At 70.2% G+C, this 13,296-nt stretch carries 14 protein-coding genes and 1 tRNA gene; 5 read left to right on the top strand and 10 right to left on the bottom strand.

What is annotated here, in order from left to right; genetic code table 11:
- The first annotated feature begins 198 nt into the window (after nucleotides 1-198).
- A complete protein-coding gene (locus OG410_RS18760; RefSeq protein WP_329300241.1) occupies nucleotides 199-2,217 on the top strand; it encodes an MFS transporter in 2,019 nt (672 codons plus the stop codon).
- 100 nt (nucleotides 2,218-2,317) lie between these two features.
- Here the strand turns inward: OG410_RS18760 and OG410_RS18755 are convergent, their stop codons facing one another.
- The 4 genes from OG410_RS18755 to OG410_RS18740 all read right to left on the bottom strand — a co-directional run bounded on the left by OG410_RS18755 (nucleotide 2,318) and on the right by OG410_RS18740 (nucleotide 5,936).
- Nucleotides 2,318-3,253, bottom strand: coding sequence for an alpha/beta fold hydrolase (locus OG410_RS18755; protein WP_329300240.1), 936 nt, complete (start codon nucleotides 3,251-3,253; stop codon nucleotides 2,318-2,320).
- 179 nt (nucleotides 3,254-3,432) lie between these two features.
- Nucleotides 3,433-4,299: a MerR family transcriptional regulator gene (locus OG410_RS18750; RefSeq protein WP_329300238.1), complete on the bottom strand. Its 867-nt coding sequence runs from the start codon at nucleotides 4,297-4,299 to the stop codon at nucleotides 3,433-3,435.
- 74 nt (nucleotides 4,300-4,373) lie between these two features.
- Nucleotides 4,374-4,880 carry a glutathione peroxidase gene (locus OG410_RS18745; RefSeq protein ID WP_326787201.1) on the bottom strand — a complete coding sequence of 169 codons (507 nt, stop codon included), beginning with the start codon at nucleotides 4,878-4,880 and terminating at the stop codon, nucleotides 4,374-4,376.
- Between the two features lie 9 nt (nucleotides 4,881-4,889).
- Complete coding sequence (locus tag OG410_RS18740) at nucleotides 4,890-5,936, bottom strand: ArsR/SmtB family transcription factor (protein WP_329300237.1); 1,047 nt, start codon at nucleotides 5,934-5,936, stop codon at nucleotides 4,890-4,892.
- A gap of 178 nt (nucleotides 5,937-6,114) precedes the next feature.
- Here OG410_RS18740 and OG410_RS18735 point away from each other — a divergent pair, with 178 nt between their 5' ends.
- From OG410_RS18735 to OG410_RS18725, 3 genes are all read left to right on the top strand, one after another.
- Entirely contained in the window at nucleotides 6,115-7,347 is a 1,233-nt protein-coding gene (locus tag OG410_RS18735; protein WP_329304163.1) for an MFS transporter, read from the top strand.
- Between the two features lie 151 nt (nucleotides 7,348-7,498).
- A complete protein-coding gene (locus OG410_RS18730; protein ID WP_329300236.1) occupies nucleotides 7,499-8,371 on the top strand; it encodes a calcium-binding protein in 873 nt (290 codons plus the stop codon).
- Nucleotides 8,372-8,674: 303 nt separating this feature from the next.
- Nucleotides 8,675-8,974 carry a hypothetical protein gene (locus OG410_RS18725; protein WP_329300235.1) on the top strand — a complete coding sequence of 100 codons (300 nt, stop codon included), beginning with the start codon at nucleotides 8,675-8,677 and terminating at the stop codon, nucleotides 8,972-8,974.
- 112 nt (nucleotides 8,975-9,086) lie between these two features.
- On the opposite strand, the gene OG410_RS18720 is transcribed toward OG410_RS18725, so the two are convergent.
- Nucleotides 9,087-9,335 carry a hypothetical protein gene (locus OG410_RS18720; RefSeq protein WP_329300234.1) on the bottom strand — a complete coding sequence of 83 codons (249 nt, stop codon included), beginning with the start codon at nucleotides 9,333-9,335 and terminating at the stop codon, nucleotides 9,087-9,089.
- 618 nt (nucleotides 9,336-9,953) lie between these two features.
- On the opposite strand from OG410_RS18720, the gene OG410_RS18715 reads away from it, so the two are divergent.
- Nucleotides 9,954-10,349: a VOC family protein gene (locus tag OG410_RS18715; RefSeq protein ID WP_329300233.1), complete on the top strand. Its 396-nt coding sequence runs from the start codon at nucleotides 9,954-9,956 to the stop codon at nucleotides 10,347-10,349.
- A gap of 724 nt (nucleotides 10,350-11,073) precedes the next feature.
- On the opposite strand, the gene OG410_RS18705 is transcribed toward OG410_RS18715, so the two are convergent.
- From OG410_RS18705 to OG410_RS18685, 5 genes are all read right to left on the bottom strand, one after another.
- The gene (locus OG410_RS18705) at nucleotides 11,074-11,256 is read right to left on the bottom strand and encodes a hypothetical protein (protein WP_329304483.1); all 183 of its coding nucleotides are present in this window, start codon (nucleotides 11,254-11,256) and stop codon (nucleotides 11,074-11,076) included.
- A gap of 222 nt (nucleotides 11,257-11,478) precedes the next feature.
- Entirely contained in the window at nucleotides 11,479-11,757 is a 279-nt protein-coding gene (locus OG410_RS18700; protein ID WP_329300232.1) for a hypothetical protein, read from the bottom strand.
- Nucleotides 11,758-12,007: 250 nt separating this feature from the next.
- The gene (locus OG410_RS18695) at nucleotides 12,008-12,379 is read right to left on the bottom strand and encodes a DUF6193 family natural product biosynthesis protein (protein WP_329300231.1); all 372 of its coding nucleotides are present in this window, start codon (nucleotides 12,377-12,379) and stop codon (nucleotides 12,008-12,010) included.
- Nucleotides 12,380-12,752: 373 nt separating this feature from the next.
- A complete protein-coding gene (locus tag OG410_RS18690) occupies nucleotides 12,753-13,124 on the bottom strand; it encodes a hypothetical protein (protein WP_329300230.1) in 372 nt (123 codons plus the stop codon).
- Between the two features lie 88 nt (nucleotides 13,125-13,212).
- Nucleotides 13,213-13,283, bottom strand: a tRNA-OTHER gene (locus OG410_RS18685).
- Between the last annotated feature and the right edge of the window lie 13 nt (nucleotides 13,284-13,296).

Below are 13,296 nucleotides of genomic sequence, written 5' to 3'. Positions count from 1 at the left end.
ACACGCACCGGTGACGTACGCGCACACGCATCGGTGACGTACGGCTGGGAGCGGCACGCGCACCCGCACTCCGCCGGACGGCGCCCCACTCGGGGGCTGTCCGGCGGAGTGCGTGCTAGCGTCGCGCTAATCGGGGCTGCTCGCGAGCCGCGGGTCCCGGCCCAGAACGGACCAACGGGACACGGGGAGAACCTTGCAGTGGCGACAGCGGAGCCGACACACACCGACGACGCCGATGGGGGCCAGGGAACGGGCCCGCGAATACCGCTGCGCGCCGGCACGCGCGAGGCGGTCCGTGACGTAGTCGCGGACACAGGCACAGGCACAGACACAATCGCGGACCCGGGCACAGTCGCGGACTCGGGCGCGAGCGCAGACACAATCGCGGACCCGGGCGCGAGCGCGGGCGCAGTCGTGCACCCGGGCGGTGGCGCCGCCGGGGAGCCCGGGGAAGCAGGCGGGACAGAGTCGGCCGCGACCGCCGCGACCGCCGCGACAGCCGGAGCCGCGCCGCTCGGCCTTCTCCGGCGTTACCCCGTCCTTCTCCTCACCGCCTTCGCCGGCGTGCTCCACATCGTGTGGTTCTTCACGTTCGCGAACAGTGGTGGTGACCTCGCGGCGCAGGACGCGTGGGCGGAGTTCGTCGGTCGGCACCCGGACTCGGCGTACAACCTCGCCTGGTACGGCGGAATGCACCCGGTCTCCTACAGCGTGGTGTCGCCGTATCTGATGTCGGTGCTCGGCGTCCGGACGACGATGATGATCGCCGGGACGGTCTCGGCCGGTCTGCTGACGCTGATTCTCGTGCGCAGCCGCGCCGTCCGGAACCCGATCGCCACCTCGCTCGCGGGCATCTTCGCGTTGGTCTGCAACGCGATCTCCGGCCGGGTGACGTACGGCCTCGGCACGGCGTTCGCGCTCGGCGCGGTCGCCGTCGTCTTCTGCTGGCCCCACCGCTGGCGCTACAAACGCTGGGCGAAGGCCCTGTGCGCGGCGCCGCTGGCCGCGCTCGCGACGGCCGCCTCACCGGTCGCCGGACTGTTCGTGGGCCTGCTGGCCGCGGCCATGTTCCTCCAGAGGCGCCGGCCCGGCGCCTACGCGCTCGGTATCGCCCCGACGGTCGTGGTCGGGCTCTCGGCTCTGCTGTTCCCCTTCTCGGGCACGCAGCCGATGACGTTCTTCTCGGTCATCCTGCCGTTCGCGTCCGCCGCCGCCGTCTACTACGTGGTGCCCAAGGAGTGGACGACGGTACGGATCACGGCGGCGGTGTACGGCCTCGCCGTGCTCCTCGTCTGGCTGATCAGCTCCCAGATCGGCTCGAACATCACGCGCCTGGCGATGCTGTTCGCGGGAGTCGCCCTGGTCGCCGCGCTGCCCTTCAACGTGCCGAAGTCACGGAAGTGGTACGCCACCGTCATCGCCCTCGCCGTGTTCACCGGCTGGATCGGCTTCAAGACGGTCGACGACATCGTGCACACGACCCCGGCGGCGTCCTGGGCGCGCGAGCTGGCTCCGCTCGTCAACCAGCTCCAGCTCGTGGATGCCGAGAAGGGCCGCGTCGAGGTGGTCCCCGCCCGCTCGCACCGGGAGGCCTCCGCCCTCGCCCCTTACGTGAACCTCGCCCGCGGCTGGAACCGTCAGGCCGACATGGAGCGCAACCCGCTCTTCTACGACGACACGCTCAACTCCGCGAACTACCACGAGTGGCTCCAGCGCTGGGCGATCCACTACGTCGTGCTGCCCAAGGGCGAACCGGACGGCGACGGCGGCCAGCGCGAACGCGAGCTCGTCCAGCGGGGCATGCCGTATCTGCGGCAGATCTGGGGCGACGCCAACTGGCAGCTCTTCACCGTCACCGACCCCACCCCGCTCGCCGAGCCGCACGCCGTGGTCGACCTGGCCGAGCAGGGCGAGATGACCATCGAGGTGAAGCAGGCGGGCCGCATCCTCATCCGCATCCCGTACTCGCCGTGGCTGAGCATCGTGGACGAGGACGGCAAGAGCCTGAAGGCGCCCCAGGAGACGAAGGCGTCGAAGCGCCGCACGGACGACGCCCCGAAGACGTACGAGAACCTCAACGGCTGCCTGACGCCGACGGAGGAGACCGCGGCGGGCGACATCTGGACGGAGCTGCTCGCCCCGAAGCCGGGCACCTACCGGGTCGCGGCGCCGTACCAGCTCCCCCGGGGGACACCGTGCCCGGAGGAGCTGCGCTGACCCCTCCGCGACGGCTCCGGCGCCCCGGCAGGCAACGTTCGCCCCGTCGCGCGAACATTGCAGCAGGTCCTGGTGCCCCGGCAGATTGCCTGTCGGGGCACTAATACCGCTCGAAGGGCCCGCAGTAGGACAGGCCCGCGTCCTGCGGCCGTCCGTCGCGGAAGAAGCGGACGAGCAGATCGCAGAGGTCCTGGGGCCGCTGGAGATGGGCCAGATGGCCGCACTCCGCGATCGTGGTGAACCACGCGCCCGGCAGGTCTGCCGCCACCGAGCGGACCATGCCGGGCGTGGTCAGGGTGTCGTGCTCGCCGGTGAACACGAGATACGGGACCGCGGGGACAGGCGCTCGCCGGTACCACTCGTGGGCCAGCAGCCTCCGGTTCCGCTCGACCGTCACGGTGACGTCGCGCGGCGTCTGCGCCGCGAACTGCTGGTACATGAGCCGGGTCAGCGCGGCGTGCTTGCGTACGGTGCGGTCGCCGGGCGGCGGTACGAAGCACCGTACGAACTCCTCGGCGGTCTCCTCGACGCGTCCCTGTTCCAGAAGCCGGACCCAGCCCACGAGCGCCTCGGCGAACCAGTCCGGAATATGGTCCGACATCCCCTGCACGGCGACCCGGCGCAGCAGTTCCGGATACCGCTGGGCGAGCCGGAGCCCGACCGCCGCGCCGTAGCACCCCGCGAACAGGTTGACCGGGCCGAGACCGAGCCGGCGCAGCATGTGGCCCGCGCACTCGGCCAGGAAGTCGATCCCGTGCTCGACGGGCAGGAAGTCCGCGTCCCCGAACCCGGGCAGATCCACGGTGACGACGGTCCCGAGTTCCCCGAGCCACCGCTCGTGCCGCATCCACGAGTACCGCGTCTGGTCCGACCCGCCGAGCACGAGCAGCGGCTCCGTGACGGGGGGGCCGTGCCGGGCGACCCGCGCGGTGTACCCGTAGCCCTCCCACGAGAGCCGGTGCTCCGCCACTTCCGTGGATGCCCCGCCCTTCGGCACCGGGACGAGAACATGGACCGAGGAAGCGACAGAAGGCACAGCGAACTCCCGAGAGGGGACGAGACCACCGAAACACCCACTCGTACACGCCTCCCGGGTGCGGTGCCCGCAATGTCACACGAAGGTGGGCGCTGCACCGGGCGAGATGGGCGTGGCATCACACGAACGTGCGGGGCGTGGCGGCCGCGCCACGCCCACCTCGACGCGGTCCCTTCAGGTCACCTCACCGGGAACGCCACGTCGCACACCGGGTCCTCCGGCCCCGCCGCGTCCCAGTCGGCGAAGTAGATCTCCCGGCACGGGCCGTCGACGGACAGCCCCCGTTCGGTGACCCAGCTCTCGACCGCCTCGAACGCGGCCAGGATCTGCGGGTGGGCGACCTGGGCCTTGGTGATGCGGACGAAGGCGACGCGCCGGGCCGGCTCGACCCGGACACCGGCCCCGGTGGCCCGGCCCTGCCGCTCGGCCCAGACCCGTGCCGCGGCCTCGTCGGTCACCGGCACGCACGTCTCCGCCGGACCGTCGCTCTCCACGCCGACCTCGGCGTGATAGACGACGAACGGCGGCCCCGTGATGCCCCCGGCCTCCCCGGCGCCCTCCTCCAGCCGGCCCAGCGAGGCGGGGATCCACACCGGCAGCTCGGGCGCCAGGACGTGCCGTTTCTCGGTCAGCACGACCTGCTCGGGCACCTCGGCGGTCTGGACGACGAACTTCTCGTACATCTCGGAACTCCTCCCGGAAAGACGTCCACGGAGGTAGTCGGCGAGCGCCCGCTGCGAGGCGAAGCGGGCCTCGGCACCGTCCCAGTACGCGGCGAGCAGCGAGGCCGCTTCCGTGCCGGGCGCCTCCACCACGTCCGCGATCCGCGCCAGCGGCATGTCGAGCTGGCGCAGCAGCGCGACGAGCCGGGCCCGTTCGGTCTGCTCGGCCCGGTAGTACCGGTAGCCGCTGACCTCGTCGACGTACGCCGGGGTCAGCAGCCCCAGCCGGTCGTACAGCCGAAGGGCCTTCGCCGAGAGCCGCGCCCGCGAGGCGAACGCGCCGATGGTGAGCAGGTCCTTGTCCACCCTGTCATCCTCCGTCACCGGGCGCCTTCCGCCCGGTGACAGGGACGCTCCCCCTTGCCCCAGGGGCAAGGTCAACGGCGGAGCCGCGAAAGTCAGCCGATGGCCTTCTCCACGGCGGAGACCAGCTCGGCCGACTCCGGCTCGGTCTGCGGCGAGAAGCGGCCGACGACCGTGCCGTCCCGCCCGATCAGGAACTTCTCGAAGTTCCAGCGGATGTCGCCGGAGTGCCCCTCGGCGTCGGCGGTGCCCACCAGACGCTCGTACAGCCCGTGCCGCGCGTCCCCGTTCACCTCGACCTTCTCGGTCATCGGGAAGGTCACGCCGTAGGTCGCGGAGCAGAACTCGGCGATCTCCTCGGAGCTGCCGGGCTCCTGGCCGAGGAACTGGTTGCAGGGCACGCCGAGGACGGTGAAGCCCTGGCCGGCGTAGCGCTCGTGGAGCTTCTCAAGGCCGGCGTACTGCGGGGTGAGACCGCACTTGGAGGCCACGTTCACGATGAGGACGGCCTTGCCCGCGTACTGGGACAGGTCGGCGGAACCCCCCTGGAGGGCCCCGATCTCGACGGCGAGCACAGAGGAACCGGTGTTGTCAGTAGTCATAAGCGGATGCTAACTCCGGTCGGTGTCGGTCCCGCCGGCCCCGCCGGTCCGCTCCCGGCGCCCGTCCGGCGATTCCGGTCCGCGGCCCGTGCCCTGGCGCTGCGCTGTGACGAGCACCTCACCGGCTGCCGTGCGCGAGTACAGCACCGACCGTCCCGCCCGGCGCCGCTCCACGAGCCGCGCGTCCAGCAGGACCCGCAGATGACGGCCGACCGACCCCAGTCCCTGCCCGGTCACGGCGACCAGCTGACTGGTGGACAGGGGCGAGTCGAGACGGACCAGGACACCGGCCCGGGCCGTCCCGAGCAGCGCCCCCAGACTCTCCGGCACCACCGCGGCCCGTACGTCGGCCAGCGCCCCCGCGCACGGGTAGACCACGGCGTAGCGGCTGAACCCCTCCCAGGACACCCATCCGGCCTTCGGCGTGACGGGGACGAAGACGAGCCGGGCGCCGGAGATCTCGCGCGGCGGGTACTCGTGGAGGTTGACCTGGAGCCGGTTGCCGCCGAGCCAGCGTGTCCCGGGCCGCAGCCCGTTCAGCGCCGCCGCCCAGCCGCCCTGGCCCAACCGCGCGGTCCGGGCCACCACATCGGCCTCCAGGACGCGCCGCCGCCGTTCCCAGTCGGGGCGTACGGACTCCTCCCAGACGGCGGTGAGCAGCGCGGCGGCCCGCTCGGGCAGATCGTCACGGTCCGCGAGAGCCGCGGGCAGCGGGCCGCCCACCGAGCGGACGAGATGGCCGCGGGCGTCCCGGGGCGAGACCTCCCGCACCCGGGCGACCTCGGTCTCGAAGGTCTCGTCGCCGTACGGGGTCGGGGTGAGGAAGTCGGCGATCCACGCCTGCCCCAGCCCGCAGCGCACGAGCAGCGCGGTGACGGGGTCGGCGGCCAGCCGCCCGCGGTACGCCGGCAGATGGGCGTTCAGCCAGGCGCGTTCACCGGGGTGCGTGGCGGTTTCCGCGTGCAGCAGCTTCAGACACGCGAACGTCTCGGCGAGCGGCGACAGCACGAAACGGCTCCCGGCGAGGGTGTCCGCGTTCACCTGCCACCAGCCCATGCCCGCCCCCTGTCTCCCGGGCCCTCACGTGCCGGGCCCCCGTTCTCGGCCCGGCCTTTCGCGTGAGCCTCAGCCTTCGCGTCCGCCTCGGCCCGGCCTTTCGCGTGCGCTCTCCCTGAACCTTTCGCGTGCGCGCGAAACAATATCGACCGTGCGTACGACCCCGCAGACTCCGCGGATGCGCAGCTACTCCGAGCTCTTCCGCACGCGGGAGTTCACCCCGCTCTTCCTGTCCTCCTGCTTTCGGACCGCCGCCTCGACGGTGAGCGGTCTGGCTCTCGGCACCCTGGTGTACCGGGCCACCGACTCGCCGTTGCTCACCGCGCTGAGCATGTTCGGGCCCTCGCTCGCCCAGATGGTCGGCGCGGCCACCATGCTCTCGGCCGCCGACCGGCTGCCGCCGCGCGCGACCGTGGCGGGCATCGCGCTCCTCTTCGGACTCGGCACGGCGGCGATGGCGATCCCCGGGCTGCCGATCTGGACGATCTTCGCCCTCCTCCTGCTCCTCGGCCTGATCCAGTCGTTCGGCGGCGGGGTCCTGTGGGGCCTGCTGACGGAGATCCTCGCCAAGGAGGGCTATCTGCTGGGGCGTTCGGTGTTCAACATGATGAGCGGGATCGCCCAGATCACCGGATTCGCGACCGGTGGCGTCCTCGTGGCCCTGCTGTCCCCGCGCGTCACGCTCCTCCTGGCGGCCGGGCTGTACCTGGCGGCCGCCCTGACCGCCCTGCTCGGCCTGACACCCCGGGCGCCCCGAGCCCTGGGCCGCCCGTCCATCGCCCGGACCTGGAAGACCAACGCCCGCCTCTTCTCCTCACCGGAGCGCCGCACCCTCTATCTCCTGCTCTGGGTGCCGAACGGCCTGGTCGTCGGCTGCGAATCGCTGTACGTCTCGTACGCGCCGAGCCGGGCCGGCGCGTTGTTCGCCTTCGCGGCCCTCGGCATGTTCGCCGGGGACGTGACGACGGGACGTCTGCTGCCGCCCCGGGTCCGTGCCCGCCTGGGCATCCCGTTCCTGCTGCTCCTGGCGACGCCGTACCTGTTCTTCGTCCTGCGTCCGGGCGTGGGGGTCGCCGCCGTCCTCGTCGCCGTCGCCTCGATCGGCTTCGGGTCGAGCCTGATCCAGCAGGAACGCCTGGTGGCCCTGATCCCCGACGAACTCAGCGGCCACGCTCTCGGGCTCCACACGGCGGGCATGCTCACGATGCAGGGCGTGAGCGCGACGCTGGCGGGCGGGATGGCCCAACTCGCCTCGCCCGCCACGGCGATGACGGTGATGGCCGCCGCCTCGATCGCCGTGACGCTGACCCTGGCCCCCTCGTGGCTCCGCCGCCGCGCAGTGCCCCGGGAGGGCGAACGCCCGGGGCTGTCCGCACCAAAAGCGCAGCAATCGGAGGTGAACTATCCCTGAATCAAAGAAAGTTGTACGACAGGGGTCACAACCACCCATCCCCCGGTGATGTCGAACGGGATGTCCGGACACGTACGTTCCGGGCGCCCGGAACGCGGAACGGCAGCGCCGTCAGGCCCGCCGAGCCGCGGAATCCCACCGAGGGGGAAGCATGTTCAGTCGCCGTCATTCCGTCCTTCCGAAAGTGCTGGTGCTGGCCGCCGCCACGGCCGCCGTCTCCGCAGCGGTCGTGGCCCCTGCGAGCGCCGCGACCACCACGAGCGCCACCGCCGCCTCCACCGGCCAGAAGCTCTTCTACACGGCGGCCGCCGGCCAGACGAACCACCTGAAGATCTCCTGGGCGCTCGGCGCGACCGACCCTGACTCCCAACTCGCCGACTTCATCTACACGTTCGACGACAGCGTGAAGATCTCCCTCGGCGCCGGCTGTGTCCGTCCCGCATCGGGCGACACCACCCAGGCGGTCTGCACGGTCACCGAGCCGAACACCTCGGGTTCCGACCTCGACACCCTGATCGTCAACCTGGGGGACGGCAACGACACCGCGACGGTCGACCCCGACAACAGCGGCTACTCCCGCATCTACGGCGGGTCCGGCAATGACTCCCTGACCGGCCACGGCAGCGACGTCCTCTACGGCCAGGACGGCAACGACCACCTGTACGGGGGCGGCGGCGTCTACGGCGAGGGCGCCTTCGGCGGCGCGGGCAACGACGTCCTCGGCTCCTGCGGCTACACCTGCCACGGCGGTGCGGGCAACGACGTGCTGAGCGGCGGGGTGAGCGAGGCCGACGGCAGCTACCGGGACTACGACAACAGCCTGTTCGGCGACGACGGCAACGACATCGTCTACGGCAACGCGGGCGCCGACCACATCGAGGGCGGCCGCGGCAACGACCGCCTCGAGGGCGGCGTCGGCAACGACAGGATCTATGGCAACAGCGGCAACGACCTCATCCACGGAGGCTCCGGCACGGACACCCTTTCCGGCGGTCCGGGCACCGACCGGGTCTACCAGAACTGAGCGGGCGGCGGACGGCGGGCGGCGGGCGCCCGGTCCGACTCGGGGGAGGCCTCCGTGGAAGGGGCGGCGACCGTGTCGTCGTCGCCCTGGGAGCGGAGTCCCCGAGGCGAGCGTACGAGGCTCTCCGCAGGCGCCGGTGTGCCTCCGCGCGCTCTGTCCGGCGCGGCTCGGCGGGTGGAACGATCCCGATGATCGGTACCGGCAGGGGAACGCCTTTGGCCGCCGTGGAGATGTGAGCGGTGGCGAGCGGATGTTTGCCGGTCCGAGAACGGCGTCACCACTACGAGCAGCAAGGGGCCGGACATGGCAATCGTGATGTCGATGCACTGGGCGGAAGTCACGCCGGAGCAGTACGACACCGTGCGGGACGCGGTGCAGTGGGAGGAGGTCCCGGGGGCCGGCGGTCAGATGCACGTGGCCTGGTTCGACGCGCAGGGGCTGCACGTCACCGACGTCTGGGAGTCCCAGGAGGCGTTCGAGGCCTTCTTCGCCGAACGCCTCGCCCCCGCGATCCAGAAGGCCGGCATGACCGGCGCCCCCGATACCTCCATCAACCCGCTCCACCGGCGCTACATCGCCCCCGGCATCAGCGGTGCCGCGTAGAGGAGAGAAAAGGAACGCCGATCCCGCCCCGCTCCACCCCGGGGACGCATGTCCGCGCGTCCCCAAGAAATGTGCGACGAACCCCGGTGCCGGGACAGGCCCCGGGGTTCGTTCACACCTTCTCGATCCGCCAGGCGACCATCCCCGCCGCGTCCGGCCTGCCCCGGACGTCAAGAGCGAGCCCGCTCCGGCCGGTGAGCCGCTCGAAGACGAGGGACCGGTCACAGGGGACCATCCGCCCCGAGCCCGTTCCGGCCGGACTGAACACGATCTCCGCCTCGCCCTTGCCGACGCACAAGACGGTGAGCTTGTAGCCGGCCCCGGCGTCCAGAGTGGGCCGCGTGTGGATGCCCTCGGTCACGCGTTCCACCCCCGACTCGACCATCGCCCCCTGGGCGGGAACGGCATCGAGCGCCGACTGGACCTCTGCCGCGAGCTTCGTCTCCGCCTGCCGCGCCGTGCGATGTCCGTCGGGGGACGAGGAACCGACGGGACGGCCCCCCGGCTCAGGATCCGCCGTACACCCCGTCAGAAGCAGCCCCGGAACCAACACCCAGCCAAGGGACCACGCGCGCCCCGGCCCCCCACGCCGATCCTTGCCGCTGCCGCTGCCGCTGCCGCTGCCCACGCGCCCCCCAATTGACGACCACGGCCCGTCGGCCGGATCCCCGAACACTATGAGCCGACCGAAGCCGCCCGAAGAAAATGAACAGTTCCCTGAGCACGATTTGAGGAAGGAGCAACGGCCTGTTGCCGTGCGGGAATTCGTGTGCCAGGTGAAAGGATCCGATGGTTCGGAATACTCAACGGAGCTCCAAGTCCTTCAACGACCGTGAGGATTGGGTGCGGCATCGCTGACGTCTCCCGACCTGACCGGATCGTCGCCGGCGGTTGCGGACAGGCCCCAAAGTTGCCAATGATCTCGGGTCTGCCGGACGGGCGGCATACCCTGAGCCCGTCCGAACCATTGGGGAGAGGCATGACAAGCAGGTTCACCGAGTTGGTCGTCGACTGCCAAGACCCGGAGAGGCTCGCGGCGTTCTGGTGCGAGGTCCTGGACTTCAAGGTGATCGACCGGAGCCAGGGCAAGGTGGAGATCGGCTCCTGGGTGCCGACCGCCGAGGACGTTCGGGCCCGCCAGATGCCGCCCACCCTGCTGTTCATCCAGGTACCCGAGGGCAAGGTCGTGAAGAACCGGCTTCATCTCGACGTCAGCCCGATCGACGGCAGCACCGAGGAAGAGGTGACCAGATTGCTCGGCCTCGGTGCCACCAAGGCGGACGTGGACCAAGGCCCGGACCGGAACTGGGTGGTCATGGCGGACCCGGAGGGCAACGAGTTCGACGTCGTACGCACCCTGGCACCGCAGAACTAGGTCGCCGACTGCGCTCCGGGGCGCCGAACCGCTGTTCCCCGATGGCCTCCGCGCGGTCGGGCACGCAGCGGGCATGGCAGTCCGGGCACGGGTGAGTGAGGGTGATCAGGAGGAGGGGTATGCCCAACTGGCCGAAGCGCTGGTGGACGACTGCGTTGCTGTGTCTCGTGTTGTACGGAGGCGTTCTGGTCAACATGGGACGCATCGCGGAAACAGTGACCGGGGCAACCGTCGGGTGGTGGGACGTTGCGTCTCGGGCGATTTCCATGATCGGGTTCGCCTGGGTCGCGATCAAGATGACCCGTCGGGCAAGGAATCTTCACAGGGAGCAACGGGGTACTGGCCGTGGCCATCACGACAGGGTCCCGCAGTAGTCGGTGGAGTCTCCATGGGCGAGTCACCTCGGACATCGGGGGGTCCCGAGGACGAACGCCCCATCTCCATCGTCCTGTTCGTCGACCAGGTGGCCGAACCCTTCCTCCAGGCGACCCGCAGGGACGAGGAAGGGCGCGACGAGATGGTTACCAGGCTCATCCGTCTGGCCCAGCTCGGACGCGCGGCCGGGATCGCGCGGCCGGTATCCACCTGGAGTCGCCGCCGACCACCACACCCGCACCGGGTACACCCACCGACGCCCCGCCCCCGCGTGCTCGCCTCGGCGTCCCGGCAGCCATGGCGGAAGCCATCGCCGCGCATCTCTGAAGACGGTTCCCGGTGGGAGTCGCTACTGCTTCCGCCGCACTCGCCGCGTTCCCGCCGCGCCCAGAAGGATCAACACCGAGAAGCAGCACATGGTGATCACGGTGGCCCAGGACTCGCCCACCCACCAGCGGCCCGCTGCGCCTGCGAGCCCAAGTATCAATGCGATCCCGGCGAGGGCGATCAGCCCCCGCGTTGTGCGTGACATGACACCTGCCTACACGGCCTCGCGCCCATCAGGCGAGCGAACAACGAAAGGCGATCAATGGAGGTCCTCAGTCGCAGTGACCGTGCTCGTCGAGGTCAATCGTGGATGTCAAAGGCCCGGACCGTGATCGAACCGGGGCCCCGACCTGATTGCGGGGTGGCAACGCTCGGGACGATCGCCTGCGGTCACCACCGTTGCTGTACTTCTCTGCTGTACCGCTGATCAACTGTCGATGATCCGCACGATCGGCTCCTGAGACACGACCTCGATCGTTCCCCAGTCGCCTTCGAGCTGGTAGACGGCCCCGAGCTGTCGCAGCGCATCGATCCCGCCCCAGTCCTGCTCGCCGCTCGCATCCACTGCCGGCCTGATGCTGCCCCGGCCGGTCCAGGTCGTGATGTTCAGTCGGCCTGGTGTTGCCCGGATCTCCAGGACGTAACTGTCCTCCAGGCTGGTGCCGCTGAAGTTGGGGAAGCTCGCGCAGGGGATCGGTTCTGCCATGAGTTCCTCCCGGACAGGGGCAACAAGGTCGGTGGAGTCTCGATGACTGATGCAAGCCGGCGGGGCGCCGTCCATAGGTTGAGGACGGCGCCCCGCGTTGGGAACAGGATTTGACCTATGGCCTCATCTTTGGCAGGTCGATCACGGCGAGTTCGGGCCCCTGCGATTCGCAGGGCAGGCGGCCCAACGTCGGCCGCTGGAGTTCGCCACGATCCGGGCTCGGTCATCGCTGTTGGGTCAGCTGCTGATTTCAGGGAGCAGGCAGCCGGTCCTCCATCAGGCGCACCATGCACGCCAGCGCTGCCACAGGATCCGAGGTCTCCAGCACGACGTGTTCAAGACCCCACGGATGCGCCATCACCACAAAGCCGCTGGCCGACGCCGAGATGGCCGGAAACGACTCGCTGCGATAGTCGCGGAAGTCGCCCGTCGTCGATACATGCAGCTCGTTCATGCTCGTCCACGGAAACAAGGCTCGCAAGACCGGCTCGTCCACCGCCAGCTGCAGCAACCGCCACATCGCCGGACTGGCCCAGTCACCTGCCTTATGCGGCGGCCGCCAGGCGCCCAGAGCCGCCCGCCATTCCCGATCGCGCTCGCCGTCCATGCCATCGATCGTCATGCCCCGACCGTCGAGCTCAGCCCCGCACGCTGTCAACGCTAGACCCCGGCCCGGCCCCGACACAGTGATCAGCGGGTCTGCCGCACCAACGCGATGGCACGGGCGCGGAACTCGGCGGGGTAGGCGCGGGGCACGTCCGGCAGCCTTTCGTGAAGGCCGCCAGTTAGCCAGCGGAACTGGAACCTGAGAGGTGGGTCAGGTCAACCCCTGTCACCCAACGCTGCAGCAGCCCCCGCTTTCAGAGAGCGGATTCAGGCCCTCCGCGTTCAACGAGCACGCGGGCGGCGACAAGGACTTCTTCCTTGAGCTGCTCTAGCGGAGTGCTCCAGTTGGCGTTCCAGTCGTTCAGCTGAACGGCACAGTCGACGATCGGTTACAGGCGGTTGGGGTAGCCGAGTTCTGACGCTGCTTCGACCCATATGAGGTCGGCGCCGGTCGCCGGGTCCAAGGAGCCGTCGACGATCTGAGCGGCCAACCAGTGAGCCAAGGCCCACCTGGCAGCGGTTGGGTCCGCCGGCACCTCGAATCCCAGCCCCAGCTCGTCCACGACGTGATCGAAGAGCTCCCGTGCCTCATGCTCCTCACGACGGCCCAGGCCGGCGAGGAGGGCAAGCGACGGGGCATCGACGTCGGCCAGAAGAGCGTCGAGGCCGGCCTGGATGAGGCGGTCCGAGCCGACGTGACGTCCGAATGCCTGAGCTCGTGCCAGTTGCCTCAACCGGTCGAGAGCCTCATCTTTTGTCACGCCGGATGCGCTCCGTTCCGTCCCCGTTGATGTCAGAACTGGATGCCAAAGGCCCCGGACCATGATCGGTCCGGGGCCTTTTCCCTTGTGCCCCCGGCAGGATTCGAACCTGCGACACCCGCTTTAGGAGTTCATCCGGGTGATCCAGTGGTCAGGGGCATCATTGCGCCTG

This window comes from Streptomyces sp. NBC_00659 (genome assembly GCF_036226925.1).
In the GTDB taxonomy this organism is placed as follows: Bacteria; Actinomycetota; Actinomycetes; order Streptomycetales; family Streptomycetaceae; genus Streptomyces.
Note: the sequence above shows the minus strand (reverse complement) of the source record. Positions and strands in the feature narration are given on the sequence as shown.